Raw genomic sequence first — 22,051 nt, 5'->3', positions numbered from 1 at the left:
GGGTTTGGATCGGCAACGAACTCTTTGTTGCTAGCTTATGACTTTGTTTTTGGCGTGGTGAGGGGTTGCTTCCCGGGGCCGGGCCGAGTCCCGGCCTCGGGAAGCAAAGCAAACGCAGTCACTCAAAGCGTATGACTGCGATCCCCCTCCCTGAACCCCATCGCGTCCCAAGCTTCCCCAACAGCAAACCCCACAACCTTGAACAACTCCCCCATTTCATGCTCATGGATGAGCCGAGCCGCCATCCCCCGCTCAGCAACAGTCCCTTGCTCCATCAAACCAAGTAGTCCGCAATTCAAAAGAAACCGCGCCTGACTCGTATAGCCAAGCACAGCAAGCCCAGCATCCTGTCCAGCAAGAGCAACCCCAGTGAAGTCGACGTGTGCAGTGATGTCCTTGTAGCCAACATCAGACAGCGGATCCCCATCGGCCTTGTGCCCCCGATGACACATCACAGTTCCCATATGCCTCTGCGGGTGGTAGTACTCCGCCTCGGGAAACCCATAGTCGATAAGAAAAGCCGCCCCCTTCTTCAACCGATCCGCCAGCGTCGCAACAAACGCCTTGGCCTGCGGATGAATCTCCGTGAGGTAGTCATGCTCTCCAGGCACCTCCACCGGCGGCCGCAGTTCAGTCGCACGATCGGCCCACGCCCATCCATCGTCCGAAGCGTTCCGCACAACGCCCCGCTCGAACCATTGCCCGCCGGCACGCGCCAGCAACTGCACCGGCATCGCATCGAGCACCTCATTGCCAACGACAACCCCCTGCATCGATTCAGGCAGTTCGTTGAGCCACTCCACACGCCCCGCATGCCCCGCCAGCGCCTGCTGCTGCCGCTCCCTCAAGGTCCCCGACAGATCGACGATCCGATAGCGCACATCACCACGCCCCATCCCATCGAGCGCATGCAGCAGCTGCACGGCCAACGCACCGGAGCCCGCACCGAATTCCCAGACCGTATCGGTCCCGGTTTTCTCCAGCGCCTCGGCCACCTGCGCGGCCAGGGCCTGGCCGAACATGGGCGTGAGCTCGGGCGCAGTCACGAAGTCGCTGCCCGACGAAGGCATGTGGCCGAACTTGGCCAGTGTGTTGGCGTAGTAGCCGAGGCCGGGCGCATAAAGCGCGAGGGCCATGAAGCGGTCGAAGCCTATCCACCCGCCCGCGCGCTCGACGGAGCGCGCGATGAGGTGGTCGAGGGCGGTAGGTAAACTGCTGGGGGTCGTCTTTGTCGTCACAGCGCCATTCTCCCTCCCCCCGCATGAGCCCCGCCTCCCCCGCATCCAACTCCCCCCGCACGGTCCTCGTCACGGGCGCGGGCCGCCGGCTCGGCCGCGAGATCGCGCTCGCACTGGCCGCGGGCGGCTGGCAGGTGGCGGTGCACTACCGGAACTCGCGCGCCGAAGCCGAGCAGACCGTCGCCGACTGCGCCGCTCTCTCGGGCGACTCGGCCCTGTTCTCGGCCGACCTGGACGACGAACAAGCCACGCGCGCGCTGCTGCCCCGCGTGGTGGCGCGCTTTCGCAGCGTCGATGCCGTCGTGCACAGCGCGGCCCTCTTCGAGCACGACGAGGCCGCCACCTTCGGCTACGCGCTCATGGAGCGCCATGCGCGCAGCAACACCGGCGCGGCCATCCTGCTGGCGCAGGCGCTGCACGAGCATGTGGCGGCGCGCAACGCGCAAGGCGCGGTGGTCCACTTGCTCGACCAGAAGCTCTGGAACCCGAACCCCGACTTCCTGAGCTACACGCTGTCCAAGGCTGCGCTCGAGGCCGCGACGCCGATGCTGGCGCTGGCCCTGGCGCCGCGCGTGCGCGTGGTGGGCGTGGCGCCCGGCCTCACGCTGGCGAGCCACATGCTGGACGACGACAAGTTCGCCCAGCTGCACAAGCTGTCGCCGCTGGGCCGCTCGTCCACGCCCGAGGACGTTGCCGCCACGGTGAAGTTCGCGCTGGAGAACCGCTCGATCACCGGCACCACGCTGCTGGTGGACGGTGGCCAGCATCTGATGAAATTCGAGCGCGATTTCTCGCTCATGTGAGCCCATCCACCATGTCCACTCCCTCGCACGGCCACCAGACACTCACCCTCCAGGGCCTGCGCTTCGACGCCAACCTGGGCATCCTCGAGCAGGAAAAAACGGCGCCCCAGCCGATCCTGGTCGACGCCGAACTCAATCTCGGCCCCCAGCCGCTGCTGCCGCAGGACGACGACATCTTCCACGTGCTCGACTACCGCAAGGTGCGCCGCATCATCATCGACGAGTGCACCGCCGAGCACGTCAACCTGCTGGAGAGCCTGATCGGCAAGCTGGCGCAACGGCTGCTGCAGCTGCCCGGCGTGCTGGGCGTGCGCGTGAAGATCGCCAAGCTGGAGATCTTCGACGACTGCGAGGTGGCGATCCGCATGGAAGCCGGCGAGTGGTGAGCTAGCCGGACGTCCTGCATTTCTTTCAGGCGGCCGAGCCGCAGGCAACGGCTGTCTTCTTCGAGGCGACAGGCCACATGCGCACCCCCAGCGCCCCGAGCGCCGACACCGAGGCCATCGCCGCCACGCCCGGCCATCCCCACTGCGCCAGCACCAGGGCACCCAGCGCGGAGCCCGTGGCCATGCCGACGAACACACCCGTGAAGAACACCGCATTGAGCCGGCTGCGTGCGCCGGGGTCGATGCCGTAGACCACAGTCTGGTGCGCGATCAGCGCGGCCTGCAGCCCGAAGTCGAAGCCGATGGCAGCGACCACGATCAGCCCCAGCCGCGCGGCGGGCATCGCCAGCAGCGGTGCGAACAGCATCGCGGCGAACGACACGGCGACCAGCGCGGCGCCCATGCGGATCACCAGCTCGGGACCGCGGCGGTCGGCAAGGCGCCCGGCGATGGGCGCGGCCAGCGCACCCGCAGCACCGGCCAGGCCGAAGGCGCCGGCGGCCGCGCTGCCCAGGTGGAACGGCGCGCCATGCAGCATCACCGCCAGCGTCGACCAGAAGGCGCTGAAGCCCACCGACAGCAGGGCCTGCGCGAAAGTCGCGCGACGCAGCGCGCCATGGCGCTTCCAAAGGCCAGCCAGCGAACCCAGCAGCGCGCCGTAGCCCAGGTGCGTGGTCGGGCGCAGGCGCGGCAGCCCGCGTGCGGCGGCAGCGCCGATCAGCGCGATGCTCACGGCCGCCACGACGAACATCGCGCGCCAGCCGAAGTGCTCGGCCACGAAGCCGGCGAGCACGCGCGACAGCAGGATGCCCAGCAGCAGCCCGGTCATCACCGTGCCGACGATCCGGCCGCGATGCGCCTCGGGCGCCAGCGTGGCGGCGGCAGGCACAACGTCCTGCGCCAGCGTTGCCGCCAGGCCGATGACCAGGCTCGCCACCAGCAGCGGCGCGACCGAGGGCGAGAACGCCGCGCCCAGCAGCGCGAGCACCAGCACCGAAGCCTTGGCGAGGATGATGCGGCGCCGGTCGAAGCGATCGCCCAGCGGCGCGAGCAGCAGGATGCCCAGCGCATAGCCGAGCTGCGTGAGCGTGGGCACGAAGCCCACGGAGCGGGCGGAGGCGCCGATGTCGGGGCCGAGCACGCCCAGCATGGGCTGGCTGTAGTAGAGCGCCGCGACGCCGAAGCCGGCGCTGGCGGCCAGCAGCAGGATCAGCGAGCCTGGCAGCTTTTCATGCGTATTCTGAATGGAAGACATGGTGTAAACCCTTGGTTTCGAGAAGCAAGGGCTGGAGTTTGCGGGCCGTCCTCCTATGGAGGTAGCCCTGCGGGCCGAACAATTGATATACGCTCGACGCATGGCCACACTTCTCCCGCCCCCTCCCCCGGCCGACCGCATCGAGCTGATGCAGACCTTCGTGCGCATCGTCGAGGCCGGCAGCCTGTCAGCCGCCGCGGCCCAGATGGACACCACCCAGCCCACAGTGAGCCGCCGCCTGCAGGCCCTCGAACGCTCGCTGGGCGTGCGGCTGCTGCAGCGATCCACCCACGCGATGAAGCTCACGGAAGACGGCGAGCGCTGCTTCGACCGCGCCAAGGAACTGATCCTGAGCTGGAGCGCCTTCGAGGCCGAACTGCGCGGCGTCGGCGACCAGCCCGAGGGCCGGCTGCGCGTGGTGGTGCCGCATGCCTTCGGGCAGCAGCTGCTGGTCGGGCCGCTGGCCACATATCTGCAGCGCCATCCGCAGGTGACGGTCGAATGGCTGCTGCACGACAGCCCGCATGACGAAACGCCCGACTTCATCGCCGAGGGCGTGGACTGCGCGATCCGCGTGGGCGAGGTGACGGACCCCAACGCCGTGGCGATCCGCCTCTTCGAGGTGCCGCGCATCGCGGTCGGGGCGCCGTCGCTCTTCGGGGGCGGCACGCCGGTGCCGGCGCACCCCGCCGAGCTCGAGGCCCTGCCCTGGCTGGCGGCGCGCAATTTCTACCGGACCGAAGTCGTGTTCACGCACGAAGGCACGGGCGAGGTGTACCGCGTGCCCATACGCCCGCGCATGATCACCGACAGCCTCTACGCCCTGCGCAGCGCGGCCGTGCTGGGCGTGGGCGTCGGGGTGTCGTCGGCCTGGATGCTGACCGAGGAGCTGGAGGCGGGCCGGCTGGTGCACCTGGCGCCGCAATGGCTCGGGACGCCGGCGCCGGTCTACATCGTGTACCCGTACGCGCGCTTCTATCCGGCGAGGCTGCGGCTCTTCGTGGAGGCGATGCGGCAGGCCTTTCCGGAGTCGCCGCTGCCTGGAACCGGAAAAGCCGGGAAGGCCGGAAACGGGCCGGATGGCGGGTGAAATGGGGATCGGGGACAATCACCCCCTTCCCCCGACTCCCCGAAGCAGCCTGCCCATGAACGCCGTCTGGATCGACGAGGCGCCCGCCACCGCCGACGCCACCGCTCCCTCTCCCGCCAACTCCATGAAGATCGAGCGCGAGACGCACAAGCTCGAGAAGCGCCTGTGCCGCCAGGTCGGGCAGGCGATCGTCGACTACAACATGATCGAGGAGGGCGACAAGGTCATGGTGTGCGTCTCGGGGGGCAAGGACAGCTACGCGCTGCTCGACATCCTGCTCAAACTGAAGGCGCGCGCGCCTATCCACTTCGACATCGTCGCGGTCAACCTCGACCAGAAGCAGCCCGGCTTTCCCGAGGAGGTGCTGCCCAAGTACCTGAGCGAGCTGGGCGTGGACTTCCACATCGAGAACCAGGACACCTACAGCATCGTCAAGCGCGTGATTCCCGAGGGCAAGACCACCTGCGGCCTGTGCAGCCGGCTGCGCCGGGGCATTCTTTACCGCGTGGCCGACGAGCTGGGCGCCACCAAGGTCGCGCTGGGCCACCACCGCGACGACATGCTGCAGACCTTCTTCCTCAACATGTTCTTCGCCGGCAAACTGAAGAGCATGCCGCCCAAGCTGGTGAGCGACGACGGCAAACATGTCGTGATCCGCCCGCTGGCGTATGTGTCCGAGAAGGACACCATCCGCTGGGCCCAGCACCGCGAGTTCCCGATCATTCCGTGCACGCTGTGCGGCAGCCAGGAGAACCTGCAGCGCAAGCAGGTCGGCGAAATGCTGCGCGAGTGGGACAGGAAGTATCCCGGCCGCGTGGAGAACATGTTCACCGCACTGCAGAACGTGGTGCCTTCGCACCTGCTCGACGGAACGCGGCACGACTTCAAGGGTCTGAAGGCGACCGGCGTGGCGGACGACGAGGGCGACAAGGCCTTCGACCCGCCTTCCTTCGATCTGCTCTCCCAGGCACCTGCCGCCCTGCGCATCGTCCAGGGCTGAACGGGCAACCCAGGGGAATTTGGGGCACCAGTGCCCGGAGACCCTCATGAAATCTGCCATCTCGGCTCTTCTTCTCGCCGCCAGCCTGACGGGCTGCGCCACCTCCTGGGTGGTCGACAGCGACGTGAAGAGCTTCGCCTCCCCCGGCGCCATCGCGCCCGGCGCCACCTACCGCTTCGACCGCCTCCCCTCGCAACAGGCAGACGGCGCGCGGCAGGAGTCGCTCGAAGCCATGGCCGGCGCGGCGCTCGACCAGGTCGGCCTGCGCCGCGACGACGCCAAGGCCCAGTACACCGCGCAGATCGGCGCGCGCGTGACGGCCGGCCTCTCGCCCTGGGCCGATCCTTGGCTCTACAACGGCCCCTGGGGCTACGGCTACGGCGGCTATGGCTACTACGGCCGGCGCTGGTACGGCAGTGGCTGGTACGGTGGCCCGGCGTTCGCGCCGCCCGCCAACCCCTGGTACGAGCGCGAGGTGAGCATCGTGCTGCGCGAGGCGGCCACCAACCGCGTGGTTTACGAGACCCGCGCCCGCAACGATGGCCCCTACACGTCGAGCGCGGCGATCCTGCCGGTGATGTTCCAGGCGGCGCTTCAGGGCTTCCCGAATCCGCCGCAGGGCGAGCGCCGGGTCAACATCGAGCTGCAGACCGGGCAGCAGGCCAAAAAGTAGCGCCTTCTAGAATTCCCCGGATGGAAGAACCCACCCGCCTGATCGCCGTACGCCACGGAGAGACCGCCTGGAACGTCGACACCCGTATCCAGGGCCAGCTCGACATCGGGCTCAACGCCACCGGCGTGTGGCAGGCACGGCGCGCGGGCGCGGCGCTGGCCGACGAGCCCATCGGCGTCGTCTACGCCAGCGACCTCTCGCGCGCCTGGCAGACCGCCCAGGCCATCGCCGAGCCCCACGGCCTGGCCGTGCAGCCCGAGCCGCGCCTGCGCGAGCGCGCCTTCGGCAAGTTCGAGGGCATGAGCTTCGCGGAGATCGAGGCCACGCTGCCGGTGCAGGCCAAGCGCTGGCGCGAGCGCGATCCCGAATTCGAGCCCGAGGGCGGCGAGAGCCTCCTGACCTTCCGCGACCGCGTGACGGGCGTTGCTTCCGAACTGGCCGCGCGCCACCCGGGCGAGCTGGTGGTGCTGGTGGCGCACGGCGGCGTGATGGACGTGCTCTACCGCGCAGCCACGCGCCAGGAGCTTCAGGCGCCGCGCACGTGGCAGCTGGGCAACGCGGCCATCAACCGCATGCTGTGGACGAGCGAGGGGTTCAGCCTCGTGGGGTGGAGCGATACGACGCACCTCACGGACGGTGCTCTGGACGAAACGACTGCCTGAGAGCGGGAGCGGGATCGGACCGCCGAACGCGGAGGACGCAGAGGACGCGAAGGTTTCGCGAAGGGCGCGAAAGAAAACCTTGAAAGGTTTCCTGGTTTCGCGACTTTTGCGTAGCTTTTGTCTTCCTTCTGCGTTCGGCTGCCCGCTCCCGCGTTCCCGCTTTCAGGCGTGCGAGTGCTGTGCGTGGGCTGCCTCCGCCTGCGCTTCACCCGGCAGGTCCACCATCGGCCCGGTGCCGCTGTAGCGGTCCAGCGCGAGGTAGATCGCGGGCGTGATGTACAGCGTGATCACCTGCGAGAAGATCAGGCCGCCCACCACCGCCACGCCCAGCGGCTGGCGCAGTTCGGCGCCGGCGCCCAGGCCCAGTGCGAGCGGCAGCGCGCCCATGAGCGCGGCCAGCGTGGTCATCAGGATCGGGCGAAAGCGCAGGCGGCAGGCCTCGCGGATCGCGTCCACCGGCTTCATGCCCTCGGTGCGCTGCGCTTCCAGGGCGAAGTCGATCATCATGATCGCGTTCTTCTTCACGATGCCGATCAAGAGCAGGATGCCGATGGTGGCGATCAGCGTGAGGTCGAAGCCGAAGATCTTCAGCGAGATCAGCGCGCCCACCGCGGCCGAGGGCAGGCCCGCGAGGATGGTGATCGGGTGGATGTAGCTCTCGTAGAGCACGCCCAGCAGCACGTAGATGACCAGCACCGCCAGCACCAGCAGCACGGCCTGGCTCGACTGCGAACTCTGGAACACCGCCGCGTCGCCGCCGTAGGTGGTGATGATCGACGGCGGCATCTTCAGCTCGCTCTTGAACTGGTCGATCTTCGCGGTCGCGTTGCCCAGCGGCACGTCGGGCGCGAGGTTGAACGACACCGTCACCGCCTGCAGCTGGCCCTGGTGGTTGACCGCGGTCGGCCCCACGGTGCGCTTGACGGTCGAGAAGGCCGACAGCGGCACCAGCTTGCCGGTGGTGCTGCGCACCGACAGGCGCGAGACGTCTTCCTCGAACTGGCGGTCGTCGTCGGCGGCCGAGAGGATCACCTGGTAGGTGTTGCTCGCACCGTAGATGCTGCCGATCTGGCGGTCGCCGTACGCGTTGTAGAGCGCGGTGCGCAGGTCGCCCACGGCCACGCCGAGCACGCCGGCCTTGTCGCGGTCGATGTCGAGGGTGGCCTGCAGGCCGCGGTTCTGCGAGTCGCTGGTGACGTCGCGAAAGTCGGGGTCGGCGCGCATGCGTTCCATGAGCCGCGTGGCCCACGGCACCATCTCGCCGGCGTTGACGCTCTGCAGCGTGTACTGGAAGCGCGCCTTGCTCTGCCGTCCGCCCAGGCGCAGGTTCTGCACCGGCTGCATGTAGACGGCGATGCCCGGGATTTCGCGGAAGCGCTGGCGCAGCGACTCGAGCACCTTCGACATCTGCGGACGCTCACCGCGCGGCTTGAGCACGGCGAACAGGCGGCCGGAGTTCTGCGTGGCGGTGGGCCCGCCCACGCCGACGAAGGAGCTCACGTAGTCGACGCTGGGGTCGTCCTTGAGCGCGGCGGCCACGCGGTCCTGCAGCGCCTTCATGGCGGTGAAGGAGATGTCTTCGGCCGCCTCGGTGGTGATCTGGATCTGGCCGATGTCCTCCTCGGGGAAGAAGCCCTTCGGGATGGTCGCGAACAGCCAGCCGGTGACGACGAAGGTCAGCGCCGCCATCAGCAGCATCACCTTGCGGTGACCCAGCGTCCAGTCCAGCGTGCTCATGTAGGTCGCGTGCACCTTGCGGTAGCCGCGCTCGAAGGCACGGCCGATGGCGGTGCCGGGCTCGGGGTGTTCTTCCTCGTGGTCCATCGCGCCTTCCTTGCGCGGGACCTGCCTGAGCAGGCGGCTCGCGAGCATCGGCACCAGCGTGAGCGACACCACCGCCGACACCAGCACCGCCAGCGCCACCACCACGGCGAACTCGTGGAACAGCAGGCCGATCACGCCCGGCATGAAGAAGATCGGGATGAACACGGCCACCAGCGAGATGGAGATGGACACGATGGTGAAGCCCACCTCGCGCGCGCCGCGCAGCGCCGCCGCGAACGGATCCATGCCCTTTTCGACGTAGCGCATGATGTTCTCGAGCACCACGATGGCGTCGTCCACCACCAGGCCCACCGCAAGCGTGATGCCCAGCAGCGAGATGTTGTCCAGGCTGTAGCCGAAGGCATAGAGCAGCGCCACCGCGCCGATCAGCGAAATGGGGATGGTCGCGGCCGGGATCAGCGTGGCCACCAGCCGGTGCAGGAACAGGAAGATCACCAGCACCACCAGCGCGATGGTGCCCAGCAGCGTGAGCTGCACGTCGTGCACCGCCTCGCGGATCGAGAGGGAGCGGTCGTTCACCATGTGGATCTCCACCGACTGAGGCAGCTCCGCCTTGAAGCGTGGGATGAGCGCGCGCACCGCGTCGACGACCTGCACGGTATTGGCGTTGGGCTGGCGCTGAACGGCCAGCGAAATGGACGCCTGTCCGTTGAAGCTGCTGGCGGTCTTCACCGACTCGAAGCTGTCCTCGACGGTGGCCACCTCGTCCAGCCGCACGGGCGCGCCATTGCGCTGGCCGACGATCAGCTTGGCGAAGTCGGCCGCCTTCATGAGCTGGCGGTTGGCCTGGATGGTGAGCGTCTGGCGCGGGCCGTCGAGCACGCCCACCGGCGTGTTGGCGTTGGCGGAGTTCACCGCCCTGGCCAGCTCGTCGAGCGTGATGTTGCGCGCGTTGAGCAGGTCGGCGTTGGCCTTGATGCGCACGGCGAACGCCTTGCGCCCGTACACGCTCACCTGCGCCACACCGTCGATGGTCGAGAGCGTGGGCGAGATCAGGTTCTCGGCGTAGTCGTTGAGCTCCGACGGGTTCATCGACGGCGAGATCAGCGCGATGAAGAGCACCGGCGCGTCGGCCGGGTTCACCTTGCGGTACGAGGGCAGCTGCGTCAGCTCCTGCGGCAGCTGGCGCTGGGCGCGCAGCAGCGCGGCCTGCACGTCGACGGCGGCGGCGTCGATGTCGCGGCTGCTCACGAATTCGAGCGTGAGCGAGGTAACGCCCTGCGTGTTCACCGAGCTGATGGTCTGCAGGCCGGGGATGGTCGAGAACTGCTTTTCGAGCGGCAGCGCGACCGATGAGGCCATGGTGTCCGGACTGGCCCCGGGCAGCTGCGCGTTGACGTTGATGACCGGCGTGTTGTAGCTGGGCAGCGCGGCAACGGGGATGCTGAAGTACGCGAAGATGCCGATGACGACCACGGCGGCGGACAGCAGCACCGTCATCGCCGGACGGCGGATGCAGAGCTCCGAGATGTTCATGCGCGTTCCTGGCGCGGCGGCTTGATGTCGGTGCCGTCGGTAGATGCGGCGCTGCCGGGCGTGACGCCCGTGGTGCCGTTCACCGGAGCACCTGGGGCCGTGCCCGGCGCCTTCGCATCCACGCGCACCTTGCCGCCCGGGCGCACGTTCTGGCTGCCCTCGATCACCACCTGCTCGCCGGGCTCGATGCCGCTCACCGCCACCTGCGTGCCGAAGGTGTGCAGCGCCTTCACCTTGCGGCGCGTGGCGGTCTTGGCCTGGTCGACCACGTACAGCGATGCACCGTCGGACAGCATCATCAGCGCCGCGGCCGGCACCACGGTGACGCCGTTGAGCGTGCGCACCGTGATGCGCGTGCCCACGAACTGCCCCGGCCACAGGCTCTGGTCGGCATTGGCGAACACGGCCTTGGCGCGCACGGTGCCGATCTGCGGATCGACGGTGTTGTCGACGAAATCGAGCGTGCCGGTCAGCGGCTCCCTGCGGCCGGTGACGACGGCCTCGACCTTGGAGCGCGAGCGCGCGGCCTCCAGCAGGTCCTGCAGGTTGCCTTCGGGCACGGGGAAGCTCACGGCGATCGGGTCGAGCTGGGTGACCGTGACCAGCGACAGCGTCGGCTGCACCAGCGTGCCCGGGTAGATGTTGACCGCGCCGATGCGCCCCGCGATGGGCGCGCGCAGCGTGGCATAGCCCAGCGCCACCTGCGCCGACTGCACGGCCGCGCGGTCGGCGGCCACGGCGGCGCGCTGCGCCTCGAGCTGCGAGAGCGTGGCGTCGGCCGCGCTCTTGGCGATGAAGTTCTGCGCCACCAGTTCCTGGCTGCGTTTGTACTGCCGCTCCAGGTCGGCCAGCGTGGCCTCGTCCTTCTTCTGCTGCGCCTTCGCGCGCGCGAGGTTGGCCTGGTCGTTGCGGTCGTCGAGCGAGAAGAGCAGCTGGCCGGCCTTGACGAACTGGCCTTCCTTCACATGCACCGCGCTCACCGTGTTGGTCACCTGCGGGCGCAGGTCGACGCTGTTGAGGGACACCACGCTGCCGTTGACCTGCACGGTCACGGGCACGTCCTGCTTCTTCGCCGTGGCCAGCGTCACGAGCGCCGCAGCGCCACCGCCCGCCGGTGCGCCGCCAGCGGCCGGGGCCTTGGCGTTCTTCGCAGCGGACTTGTCTGCGGACATGCTCCACCACCCGCCCGCGACGGCTACGATCAACACGCCCGCAAGGGCGACGGCGACATTTTTCTTCATGGGTTCTTGTGCACTTTGGGCTGACACGGCTATTGGATCAGCGGCCGACTCCTGGTGATCATGGGTCCCGTAAAGAAATGTAAAGCAGGTCAACCGAAAGTCGCACTACTCGCTGCGGCCGGCCCGGGCCGACAGGGGCCCATCGCTAAAATCGCCGGTCCACAGCCTCTGGATAAACCCCATGAACCGCTGCAAGAAACAATCCACGAATGCTCTCACTTCCATAGCGCTTTGCACAGCAGCCATTGCGGCTGCAGGCCTTTTCCCGATCGCCGCCAGCGCACAGGACGAAGTCCCCCGCCCACAGACCCAGAACGAGTCGCTCGTGGGCGGCCGCACCTTCCCCATCGGCACCCTGCGCGGCAAGTTCATGGTGACCAACGCGCCCGACGTCGAGCTCGACGGCAGGCCCGACCGCCTGGGCGCCGGCGCGCGCATCCGCAGTGGCCAGAACATGCTGGTGATGCCCGGCGCCATCGTCGGCCAGAAGTACCTCGTCAACTACACGCGCGACGCCGCCGGGCTGCTGCGCGAGGTGTGGATCCTCACGCCCGACGAAGCCACCGCCAGCCGCGAATCGCTGGACAAGCCGTTCCTGAACATCTGGCCGTTCACCTCGAACGACACCCTCAACACGCAGTAAGCAAGCAAGAAGACGGCCGGCGCGGCGGGTCCCGCGCGCCGGCCGCCGTGCCTTCCCCTTCAAGCAGGGAGGCCACGAGAGAGAGCTCCCCATGAAAAAAGTATTCATCAAGACCTTCGGCTGCCAGATGAACGAGTACGACTCGGACAAGATGGCCGACGTGCTCAACGCCGCGCAGGGCTACGAGCCCACCCAGAACGTGGACGAAGCCGACCTCATCCTGTTCAACACCTGCTCGGTGCGCGAGAAGGCGCAGGAGAAGGTGTTCTCCGACCTCGGCCGCGTGAAGCACCTGAAGGCCAAGGGCGTGAAGATCGGCGTTGGCGGCTGCGTGGCCAGCCAGGAGGGCGAGGCCATCATCGCGCGCGCGCCTTATGTCGACATCGTGTTCGGCCCGCAGACCCTGCACCGCCTGCCCGAGATGCTGAGCGACCGCGAGCGCCTGGACCGCCCGCAGGTGGACATCAGCTTCCCCGAGATCGAGAAGTTCGACCACCTGCCGCCCGCGCGCGTCGAGGGCGCGACCGCCTTCGTGTCGATCATGGAAGGCTGCTCCAAGTACTGCAGCTACTGCGTGGTGCCCTACACCCGCGGCGAGGAAGTGAACCGCCCGCTCGACGACGTGCTCGTCGAGATCGCCGGCCTGGCCGACCAGGGCGTGCGCGAGATCACGCTGCTGGGCCAGAACGTGAATGCCTACCGCGGGAAGATGGGCGATACGGCCGAGATCGCCGACTTCGCACTGCTCATCGAGTACGTCGCCGAGATCCCCGGCATCGAGCGCATCCGCTACACCACCAGCCATCCGAACGAGTTCACGCCGCGCCTCATCGAGGCCTACGCGAAGGTGCCGCAGCTCGTGAGCCACCTGCACCTGCCGGTGCAGCACGGCAGCGACCGCATCCTGATGGCGATGAAGCGCGGCTACACCGCCATGGAATACAAGAGCACGGTGCGCAAGCTGCGCGCCATCCGCCCGGAGCTAGCGCTCAGCAGCGACTTCATCGTCGGCTTCCCCGGCGAGACCGAGGAGGACTTCGGCAAGATGATGAAGCTGATCGACGACTGCCAGTTCGACGCCAGCTTCAGCTTCATCTTCAGCCCGCGCCCCGGCACGCCGGCGGCCGCGCTGCACGACGATACGCCGCACGAAGTGAAGCTCGCACGGCTGCAGAAGCTGCAGGCCGTGATCGACGCCAACGTGAAGCGCTTCGGCCAGGCGCTGGTCGGGACCACGCAGCGCGTGCTGGTGGAAGGCGCCTCGCGCAGGGACGCGAACGAGCTCATGGGCCGCACCGCCTGCAACCGCGTCGTCAACTTCGAGGGCGACGCGCGACTCGTGGGCCAGATGGCCGACCTGCGCATCACGCGCTCGCTGGCCTACACGCTGCGCGGCGAAGTCGTCACGAACGAATCGCCGATGGCGCTCGCCCACCACTGATGGCGAAGCGTCCGTCCATCCGGGGCTCGTTCCAGCAGCTCCTGCTCTTCGCCTTCCTTCTGATCACCGCGCTGCTGGTCGGCGTGGCACTGCGCTCGGTGCTGCAGTACGACGCGCTCATGACGCAAAGCCGCGACGCGGCCGCGCGCGCGCTGCGCCTGTCGGGCGCTTCGCAGTCGCTGGCCGAGCGCAGCGCGGCCATGGAGCGCGCCGGGCGCCAGTCGCTGGTGCTGAACGACGCCGTGCTGCGCCGCCGCTTCGACGAGGCGGCGCGCGAGGCGCACCAGGTGCTCGATCGCCTGGAGAAGAACGGCCTGCCGCCCGCCGGCATCGAGATGTGGCGCACGCAGCTCGGCGTGATCGAGGGCCTCATGAGCGGCAGCGCCGACAGCGCCCTGGCCCGCGAGAGCACGATGGCGATGCAGTTCCGCGAACTCGACGCGCTCAACACCAACCTGGCGCAGCAGGCGCAGTTCCTCATCGAGACGCAGAACGATGCGCTGGCCAGGCGCATCGAGAACGCGCGCCGCCGGCTGATGCGCGAGGTGGTGGCCGCCAGCGTGCTGGCCGCGGTGCTGGCGCTGGCCTTCGGCATCTGGCTGGCGCGGCCCTTCAAGCGGCTGGAGCAGGCCATCGTCGGCCTCGGACAGAACCGGCTCGACGAGCCGATCGACATCCGCGGCCCCGCCGACGTGCGCCGCGTGTCGCAGCAGCTCGAATGGCTGCGGCTGCGCCTGACCGAGCTCGACGCCGACAAGGCCCGCTTCCTGCGCCACGTGTCGCACGAGCTGAAGACGCCGCTGGCTGCGCTGCGCGAGGGCGTGTCGCTGCTCGAAGACGGCGTGACCGGGCCGCTGAACCCGGCGCAGCTGGAGGTGGCGCAGATCCTCAACCAGAACACGGTGGCGCTGCAGGGCCAGATCGAGGCGCTGCTGCGCTTCAATGCCGCCGCCTTCGAGGCACGCGAGCTGCGCCGCGAGCGCACCGAGCTGCTGCCGCTGATCGAGGAGCAGATCGAAGGCCAGCGCCTGCAGTGGCAGTCGCACGGCCTGCGCGTGCGCGCCGAGGGCGAGGCGGTCACCGTCACGGTCGACCGGGCCAAGCTCGGCACCGCCATCGCCAACCTGCTGAGCAACGCCATCCGCTTTTCGGTAACGGGAGGTGTCATCACGCTGGCCGTGTCGCAGACACCGGAAGCGGTGCACATCGACGTGAACGACGCCGGGCCGGGCATCGCCGAGGGCGACCGCGACCGAATCTTCGAACCCTTCTTCCGCGGCGAGCGCCAGCCCGAGCACACGGTGAAGGGCACGGGCATCGGACTTTCCATCGTGCAGGAGTACATTGCAGCCCACGGGGGCCGCATCACACTGCAGCCCGGCGGTCCCGGTGCCCACTTCCGCATCGAGCTGCCGCGCACGGCCTGACCACCCCGGCATCCCCTTTCCAGAAAAACCGTCCGAACGCCTCGCGTCCTTCTTCGACCCATGTCTTTTCCGTTCGTCCGCCGTTCCTCCTTCGCCGGGGCGATGACCGTGCCTTTCGTCCTGCTGCTGGCCGCCTGCGCCTCGCAGCCCAAGCCGCCCGCGGAGGCCGATGCGCTGCCGCCGCCGCCGGTCGTGCCCCGCGTGATGCCGGTGGAGGCCGAACCCAAGGCGCCGGCCACGCAGCCCGCCGCCTCGCTCTTCACGACGATGCTGCAGGGTCCGGTGTCCTCGATGCTGTCGTACGCCGACAAGATTCGCCCCCTCAACGGCGCCGACCTGAGCGCCGAGATCGCCCGCGTGGGCGACCCCGGCGACTCGCCAACCGCGCAGATGCAGGTGGCGCTGCTGCTCTCGCAGACGCGCGTGCCGGCCGACCTGGCGCGCGCGCTGGGCCTGCTGCAGCGGGTGATCTCCAACCCCGCGCCCGAAGCGCAGGCGCTGCAGCCGCTGGCGCGCGCACTCGCTGCCCGCTATGTCGAGCAGCGCCGCGTGGAGGACGACCGCGACAAGCAGGTGCAGCAGCTGCGCGACAGCCAGCGCCGCATCGACCAGCTCAACGACCGCATCGAAGCCCTGCGCGCCATCGAGCGCAGCTTCGCGCGGCCCAACAGCAACCCGGCGTCGGCCGTGCCCGCCGCGCCGCCCAACGCAGGCAAACCCAATCAATGAGCACCACCGGCGCCCGCCTCCTCGTGGTCGATGACGACCCGGACATGCTGCGGCTGCTCTCGATGCGGCTGAGCTCGGCGGGCTACCAGGTCACGGCCGTCACTTCGGCCGAGACTGCGCTCACGCAGCTCGAGATCGAGCACCCGCAGCTGGTGCTGAGCGACGTGCGCCTGCCCGGGCGCGACGGCCTGCAGCTCTTCGACGAGATCCGCAAGCGCCATCCCTCGCTGCCGGTGATCCTGCTGACCGCGCACGGCACCATTCCCGACGCCGTGGAAGCCACCGCGCGCGGTGTCTTCACCTACCTGACCAAGCCCTACGACGGGCGGGAACTGCTCGAGAAGATCGCGCAGGCCCTGGCGCTCGGCGCCCCCGCCGCCACGCCGAGCAAGGCCGGCGACGACAGCTGGCGCTCCGAGATCGTGAGCCGCAGCAACCGCATGGCCGAACTGCTGGCCGAGGCGCGCATGGTCGCCAAGTCCGACGCCTCGGTGCTGCTGCGCGGCGACTCCGGCGCCGGCAAGGAAATGCTGGCGCGCGCCATCCACAAGGCCAGCGCGCGCGCCGACAAGCCTTTCGTGGCGGTCAACTGCGGTGCCATTCCCGAGGCGCTGCTCGAATCGGAGCTCTTCGGCCACATGAAGGGCGCCTTCACCGACGCCCACGCCAATCACAAGGGCCTGTTCCAGCAGGCCGACGGCGGCACGCTGCTGCTGGACGAAATCGGGGACATGCCGCCCGCGCTGCAGGTCAAGCTGCTGCGCGTGCTGCAGGAGCGCGCGGTGCGGCCGCTGGGGGCGAGCCAGTCGATCCAGGTCGACGTGCGCATCGTCTCGGCCACCCACCGCGACCTCGACGCCGCGATGGAAGCCGGCCAGTTCCGCGAGGACCTGTATTACCGCCTGAACGTGGTGACGCTCACGCTGCCGCCGCTGTCGGCGCGCCGCGAAGACATTCCGCTGCTGGCCAACCACTTCCTGCAGCGCCTGTCGACCAAGTACGGCAAGCGGCTCTCGGGCTTCGCGCCCGAGGCGCTGAAGGCGCTGACCATGGCCGCCTGGCCGGGCAACGTGCGACAGCTCTACAACGTGGTGGAGCAGGTGTGTGCGCTGTCGAGCTCGCCGCTGATCCCGCTGGCGCTGGTGCAGCGGGCGCTGCGCGTGCCGACGGTGGAGGTGCAGACCTACGCCGAGGCCAAGCAGCGTTTCGAGCGCGATTACCTCGTCGGCCTGCTCAAGCTGACGGACGGCAATGTGGCCGACGCAGCCCGCCTGGCAGACCGGAATCGCACCGAGTTCTACCGGCTTCTGCAGAAGCACGAGCTCACCCCCGGCCACTTCAAGGCCGACGCTGTCGCTGGCGGTGGAGACGCTGTCGCCGAGTAGCGACGCCGCTAAGTTGTTGATTTTCTTGACCTAAGCCCGCCAGTCACCCAGGCTTGTCGGGATTCGGCGACAAAAACAGGGGTTTGGAGGCCCTCCGGCGGCCTTTCTCCACGAAAAATGCTCTCGAACACGCCCAAGTCGTTGATCTGAAAGCGTTTTTCCAGCCTGGCACAGGGTTTGCCCCTGTACCGGCATGACAGCACTTACCAGCCCATCTTTCGCACTGCGCCAGCAGCGCGACGGCCTGCGTCAAAAGCAGTTTTCCCCCTCGCGGCCCCGTGCCGCGGGCCATTCGCTGGCCGCGCTCGCAAGCGCCGGCGGCGCCTCCTCCGACTGTGTCTTCAAGCGCCTTCCGGCCATTGGCGACACCCCCTCCCTCGACAAGCAACGTTGGTAAACCGCATGAAGCCGAACGACTTCTCCCAACTGAACGTGCTGGCCGACACCGATTTCTCGCGCCGCAGCCAGGTTCGCGAAGAACGCCATCCCAACTCCGTCACCGCTCCGCCGGTCAACCGCGGCTCCATGACGCCGCGTCCTTGGCGCGGTTTCTGGAACAGCCTCGGCACCGCCGCGCTGGTCAAGCTCGGCGCGGGCCGTGACGCCGAAGCCGGCGCTCACCCCGTCAACGAAACGAAGCAGCCCTGGCAGCGCGCCGCCGCCCGCCGCCGCTTCGCCTTCATGATGCTCACGCTGCTGAGCACCGTGATCGCGTCCTCGCTCTTCGCCAGCGTGCAGCCCGACTACGACAACCTCTGGCTCGAATACGGCCAGATCGGCCTGTACGGCCTGCTCTCGGGCTGGGTCGTGACCGGCTTCGTGACCGCGCTCATGGGCTTCTACGTTTCCGTGCGCGGTGACAAATACTCCCTCTCGGCGAAGCAGGTGGCCCACCACCCGATGAACCCCGAGGCACGCACCGCGATCATCATGCCGATCTGCAACGAGGACGTGGCCACCGTGTTCGCCGGCCTGCGCGCCACCTGCGAATCGGTCGCGGCCACCGGCCACGCCAGGCAGTTCGACGTGTTCGTGCTGTCCGACAGCTACAACCCCGAGACCGCCGCCGCCGAGCGCGCCGCCTGGGAAGACCTGCGCGCCGCGCTGGCCGAGAGCCCCAACCAGCCGCAGGTCGAGGTCTACTACCGCCTGCGCACCCGCCGCACGCACCGCAAGGCCGGCAACGTGGCCGACTTCTGCCGCCGCTGGGGCAAGGACTACCGCTACATGGTCGTGCTCGACGCCGATTCGGTGATGAGCGGCGACTGCCTGACCTCGATGGTCAAGCTGATGGAAGCCAACCCCACCGCCGGCATCATCCAGACCGCGACGCAGGCCATCGGCCACGTCACGCTGCACGCCCGCGCTCAGCAGTTCGCCTCGCGCGTCACCGGCCGCCTTTTCACGCTGGGCATGCAGTTCTGGCAACTGGGCGAGTCGCACTACTGGGGCCACAACGCGATCATCCGCGTCGAGCCCTTCATGAAGCACTGCGCGCTGGCCCCGATCAAGGGCACCGGCGGCATGTCGGGCGGCATCATGTCGCACGACTTCGTCGAAGCCGCCCTGATGCGCCGCGCCGGCTACCACGTGTGGCTGGTGTCCGACCTGGTCGGCAGCTACGAACAGCAACCGCCGGACCTGCTGGCCGAACTCCAGCGCGACCGCCGCTGGTGCCAGGGCAACCTGCAGAACGCCCGCCTGATGGCCGAACCCGGCATCCACTCCGTGCACCGCGCGATGTTCGTGACCGGCACCATGGCTTACGTCTCGGCCCCGCTGTGGCTCGCGTTCCTGACGCTGGGCACGGCCCTGTGGCTGAGCGGCTCGAGCCTGGTCTCCAGCTGGAGCGTGCTGCCCGCCGAACTGGCCGGCCTGTGGGTCTGGACCCTGTGCCTGCTGTTCCTGCCGCGCGTACTGGGTATCGCCGCCGTGCTGATGCGCGGCGAGCAGCGCCAGTACGGTGGCCTCTGGGGCCTGGTGAAGAGCTCGGTGATGGAAGCCGGCCTGGCGATCGTGCAGGCACCGGTGCGCATGCTGGCTCATTCGCTCTTCGTGCTGGTCGCCCTCACCGGCATCAAGCTCGACTGGAAGTCGCCCCCGCGCGAAGCCGCCGCCGTGCCGTGGAAGGTCGCTGCCTCGCAGCTGGCGCCCATGACGCTGGTGATCGCGATGCTGGCCGCAGGCGTCGCCATGATCGACCCGAGCGCGCTGGTCTGGCTCATGCCCGTCGGCCTGCCGCTGCTGCTGGCGATCCCGCTGACCGTGCTGACCAGCCAGATCGCGCTGGGCACCACGCTGCGCGACCGCGGCTACCTGCTGATTCCCGAGGAATCGCGCTCGCCGGCCGTGCTGCGCCGTGCATGGATGCACGCGCTGCGCCTGGCGCGTCCGGCAGCTCTCGCGACGGCCTGATGCGCTGAAGCTCCGCCCTCCGAAAGAAGCCGGCCACTGCGCCGGCTTTTTTCATGGCGCGCTATCGCTAGAATCGCCGACTCTTTTTTCATCCACCCACGGATCCCCCTCGATCCACAGGAGCGCCAAGTGCCCCGTCTCGCCGTCATCACCCTCTGACGCCGACAACGCCGCTTCATTGCCGGTCATGTCGGGCGCCAAGCTGCGCTTTCCGCTGACCGCAATCCGCTTCTTCCAGCTTTCCAGCTTCGCTCCCGCACGTTGTCGGTTCTTCCTGGTTCCAACCGGAGAACAAACGTGTTTCCCCTCTCTTCTTCTCTTTCATCGATCCCGCTGCTCAAGTACCCGCGTACTGCGCACCTGGAAGGCTCCCGGCTGCAGGCCGGCGACAGCGACGACGGCCAGGCGCCGCTGTCGGAACTGCAAGGCATGCATGTCGTCATCGAGGAAAAGCTCGATGGCGCCAATGCCGCCGTGTCGTTCACTTCCGCAGGCGAACTGCTTCTGCAGTCGCGCGGCCACTACCTAGCGGGCGGCGCCGGCGAGCGGCAGTTCAACCTCTTCAAGCACTGGGCCGCCGCGCATGAGGCGGCGCTGCTGGAGCAGCTCGAAGACCGCTATGTGATGTACGGCGAATGGTGCTTCGCCAAGCACAGCTGCTGGTACGACCGGCTGCCGGCCTTCTTCCTGGAGTTCGACATCTATGACCGGCAGTCGCAGTGCTTCCTCTCGACGCCGGCGCGGCATGCGCTGCTCGAAGGCAGCCCGGTGCTGCCGGTGCCCGTGCTCTACGAAGGCGAGATGCCGCGCCAAGCGAAAGCATTGCAGGCGCTCGTGCGGCCCTCGCTGGCCCGCAGCGCAAGCTGGAGGTCCGCCTTCGAAGCTGCGGTGGCGCAGGAAGGCCAGCCGCTCGATCTGGTTCGGCAGCAGACCGACCTGTCCGACCTCGCCGAGGGCCTGTACCTCAAGACCGAGTCCAACGGCCAGGTGACGGGCCGCTACAAGTGGGTGCGCCCGGACTTCGTCCAGACCATCCTCGACTCGGGCTCGCACCACAGCCGACGGCCGGTACTGCCCAACCAGCTCGCGCCGGGCGTGGACCTCTACGCGCCGACGCCGCAGCTGACATGGCAGGACCTGGGCCTGCGCACATTGCGCGATCCGGCCGAACTGACGACCACGGGGAGAAAGCGATGAACTTCGACGACCTGCGCGCCCTGGTGCCCGAGCCCGGCAAGGACACCGACTGGGCGCAATGCTGCGATCTGCTGCCGGCCCTGCTGCGCCTCGAAGAGACGCCGCAGGACCCGTACTACCACGCCGAAGGCAACGTCGGCATCCACACGCGCATGGTGCTCGACGCCCTGATGCAGGACGAGCACTACCGCCGCGCCGATGCCGACGGCCGCTTCGTGCTGTTCATGGCCTGCATGCTGCACGACATCGCCAAGCCCGACACCACGGTGATCGACGAGGCCAGCGGCCGCATCGGCCAGCCGGGCCACTCGCGCCGGGGCGCGGTCGACGTGCGCGTGCTGATGTGGAAGGCTCGCGTGCCTTTCGCGCTGCGCGAGGCGGTGTGCCGGATCATCGCGGTGCACCAGCTGCCATTCCACGCCTTCGCCTCGCGCAAGGGCGTGCGGCCGGAGTGGCTGGTTCACAAGCTCTCGTGGGAGCTGAGCCTGCCCGACCTGTGCTGCGTGGCGCGCTGCGACATGCTCGGGCGCCACTACGAGAAGCGCGCGGACAGCATGGCCGACATCGCGCTCTTCGAGCAACTGGCGCAGGAGGAAGGCTGCTGGGAAGGCCCTCGGAAGATGGCCGACGCCCACACGCGCCTGGCCTACTTCCGCGGCGCCGACACCAGCCCCGACTACCCGCTGTTCCAGAACGCCGGATCGCAGGTGACGGTGATGTGCGGCCTGCCCGCCAGCGGCAAGAACCACTGGGTGGCGCAGCACCGCAAGGGCTGGCCGGTGGTGTCCTTCGACGATGCCCGCGCCGAGCTCGGCCTGAAGCACGGCGAGAACGACGGCCTCGCCGCGCACCACGCGGTCGACCAGGCGAAGGCGCTGCTGCGCAGGCAGGAGCGCTTCGTCTGGAACGCCACGCACCTGAGCCAGCAGATGCGCACCAAGACGCTCGACCTGCTGTGGGCCTACCACGCGCACATCGAGCTGGCGTACCTGGAAGTGCCGCACGCGGAGCTGATGCGCCGCAACCGCGAGCGCGACACCACGCTGTCGAACGCGGGCATCGAGCGCATGCTGCACCGCTGGGAGCTGCCGGCGCCGGTGGAGGCGCACGAGACGGTCTACGAGGTCCAGACCTGAAAAGCAGAA

Annotated in this window: 18 protein-coding genes; 14 read left to right on the top strand and 4 right to left on the bottom strand. The window is 68.5% G+C overall.

The window, feature by feature from the left end; genetic code table 11:
* Positions 1 to 122: 122 nt before the first annotated feature.
* Entirely contained in the window at positions 123 to 1,238 is a 1,116-nt protein-coding gene (locus tag ABL844_RS05330) for a class I SAM-dependent methyltransferase (RefSeq protein ID WP_418130691.1), read from the bottom strand.
* Positions 1,239 to 1,261: 23 nt separating this feature from the next.
* Here ABL844_RS05330 and ABL844_RS05325 point away from each other — a divergent pair, with 23 nt between their 5' ends.
* Together ABL844_RS05325 and ABL844_RS05320 are read left to right on the top strand one after the other, a co-directional pair.
* Positions 1,262 to 2,041, top strand: a complete 780-nt coding sequence (locus ABL844_RS05325; protein WP_369659561.1) for an SDR family oxidoreductase — start codon at positions 1,262 to 1,264, stop codon at positions 2,039 to 2,041.
* Between the two features lie 11 nt (positions 2,042 to 2,052).
* Positions 2,053 to 2,427, top strand: a complete 375-nt coding sequence (locus ABL844_RS05320) for a dihydroneopterin aldolase (protein ID WP_126021358.1) — start codon at positions 2,053 to 2,055, stop codon at positions 2,425 to 2,427.
* 25 nt (positions 2,428 to 2,452) lie between these two features.
* On the opposite strand, the gene ABL844_RS05315 is transcribed toward ABL844_RS05320, so the two are convergent.
* Complete coding sequence (locus ABL844_RS05315) at positions 2,453 to 3,682, bottom strand: MFS transporter (protein WP_418130690.1); 1,230 nt, start codon at positions 3,680 to 3,682, stop codon at positions 2,453 to 2,455.
* 100 nt (positions 3,683 to 3,782) lie between these two features.
* Between ABL844_RS05315 and ABL844_RS05310 the strand changes: the two genes are divergently transcribed.
* From ABL844_RS05310 to ABL844_RS05295, 4 genes are read left to right on the top strand one after another with little or no spacing between them, the layout of a single operon-like run.
* The gene (locus ABL844_RS05310) at positions 3,783 to 4,772 is read left to right on the top strand and encodes a LysR family transcriptional regulator (RefSeq protein ID WP_418130689.1); all 990 of its coding nucleotides are present in this window, start codon (positions 3,783 to 3,785) and stop codon (positions 4,770 to 4,772) included.
* Between the two features lie 55 nt (positions 4,773 to 4,827).
* Positions 4,828 to 5,772, top strand: a complete 945-nt coding sequence (gene ttcA / locus ABL844_RS05305; RefSeq protein ID WP_418119200.1) for a tRNA 2-thiocytidine(32) synthetase TtcA — start codon at positions 4,828 to 4,830, stop codon at positions 5,770 to 5,772.
* A 46-nt stretch (positions 5,773 to 5,818) separates the two neighbouring features.
* A complete protein-coding gene (locus ABL844_RS05300; protein WP_418130688.1) occupies positions 5,819 to 6,445 on the top strand; it encodes a DUF4136 domain-containing protein in 627 nt (208 codons plus the stop codon).
* A 20-nt stretch (positions 6,446 to 6,465) separates the two neighbouring features.
* Positions 6,466 to 7,107 (top strand): histidine phosphatase family protein, encoded by a 642-nt coding sequence (locus tag ABL844_RS05295; protein WP_418130687.1) that lies wholly within the window; start codon positions 6,466 to 6,468, stop codon positions 7,105 to 7,107.
* A 162-nt stretch (positions 7,108 to 7,269) separates the two neighbouring features.
* On the opposite strand, the gene ABL844_RS05290 is transcribed toward ABL844_RS05295, so the two are convergent.
* Together ABL844_RS05290 and ABL844_RS05285 are read right to left on the bottom strand one after the other, a co-directional pair.
* A complete protein-coding gene (locus tag ABL844_RS05290; protein ID WP_418130686.1) occupies positions 7,270 to 10,428 on the bottom strand; it encodes an efflux RND transporter permease subunit in 3,159 nt (1,052 codons plus the stop codon).
* Positions 10,425 to 11,600, bottom strand: a complete 1,176-nt coding sequence (locus ABL844_RS05285; RefSeq protein ID WP_126021701.1) for an efflux RND transporter periplasmic adaptor subunit — start codon at positions 11,598 to 11,600, stop codon at positions 10,425 to 10,427. Before ABL844_RS05285 ends, ABL844_RS05290 begins: the two co-directional genes overlap by 4 nt.
* Positions 11,601 to 11,994: 394 nt before the next feature.
* Between ABL844_RS05285 and ABL844_RS05280 the strand changes: the two genes are divergently transcribed.
* The 8 genes from ABL844_RS05280 to ABL844_RS05245 all read left to right on the top strand — a co-directional run bounded on the left by ABL844_RS05280 (position 11,995) and on the right by ABL844_RS05245 (position 22,042).
* Complete coding sequence (locus tag ABL844_RS05280) at positions 11,995 to 12,312, top strand: hypothetical protein (protein WP_260319175.1); 318 nt, start codon at positions 11,995 to 11,997, stop codon at positions 12,310 to 12,312.
* 91 nt (positions 12,313 to 12,403) lie between these two features.
* Complete coding sequence (gene miaB, locus ABL844_RS05275) at positions 12,404 to 13,753, top strand: tRNA (N6-isopentenyl adenosine(37)-C2)-methylthiotransferase MiaB (RefSeq protein WP_184634788.1); 1,350 nt, start codon at positions 12,404 to 12,406, stop codon at positions 13,751 to 13,753.
* Positions 13,753 to 15,180: a sensor histidine kinase gene (locus ABL844_RS05270; protein WP_126021367.1), complete on the top strand. Its 1,428-nt coding sequence runs from the start codon at positions 13,753 to 13,755 to the stop codon at positions 15,178 to 15,180. Before miaB ends, ABL844_RS05270 begins: the two co-directional genes overlap by 1 nt.
* A 60-nt stretch (positions 15,181 to 15,240) precedes the next feature.
* Positions 15,241 to 15,909: a hypothetical protein gene (locus tag ABL844_RS05265; protein WP_418119197.1), complete on the top strand. Its 669-nt coding sequence runs from the start codon at positions 15,241 to 15,243 to the stop codon at positions 15,907 to 15,909.
* A complete protein-coding gene (locus ABL844_RS05260) occupies positions 15,906 to 17,294 on the top strand; it encodes a sigma 54-interacting transcriptional regulator (RefSeq protein WP_126021369.1) in 1,389 nt (462 codons plus the stop codon). The genes ABL844_RS05265 and ABL844_RS05260 overlap by 4 nt, the downstream gene beginning before the upstream one ends.
* A 402-nt stretch (positions 17,295 to 17,696) precedes the next feature.
* Positions 17,697 to 19,709, top strand: coding sequence for a glucans biosynthesis glucosyltransferase MdoH (gene mdoH / locus ABL844_RS05255; protein ID WP_418124520.1), 2,013 nt, complete (start codon positions 17,697 to 17,699; stop codon positions 19,707 to 19,709).
* A 297-nt stretch (positions 19,710 to 20,006) separates the two neighbouring features.
* Positions 20,007 to 20,906 carry an RNA ligase family protein gene (locus ABL844_RS05250; protein WP_418130685.1) on the top strand — a complete coding sequence of 300 codons (900 nt, stop codon included), beginning with the start codon at positions 20,007 to 20,009 and terminating at the stop codon, positions 20,904 to 20,906.
* Entirely contained in the window at positions 20,903 to 22,042 is a 1,140-nt protein-coding gene (locus ABL844_RS05245; RefSeq protein ID WP_418130684.1) for an AAA family ATPase, read from the top strand. Before ABL844_RS05250 ends, ABL844_RS05245 begins: the two co-directional genes overlap by 4 nt.
* Positions 22,043 to 22,051: the final 9 nt, after the last annotated feature.

It is taken from the genome of Variovorax sp. 278MFTsu5.1 (genome assembly GCF_048305045.1).
Classification (GTDB): Bacteria; Pseudomonadota; Gammaproteobacteria; order Burkholderiales; family Burkholderiaceae_C; genus Variovorax; species Variovorax guangxiensis.
Note: the sequence above shows the minus strand (reverse complement) of the source record. Positions and strands in the feature narration are given on the sequence as shown.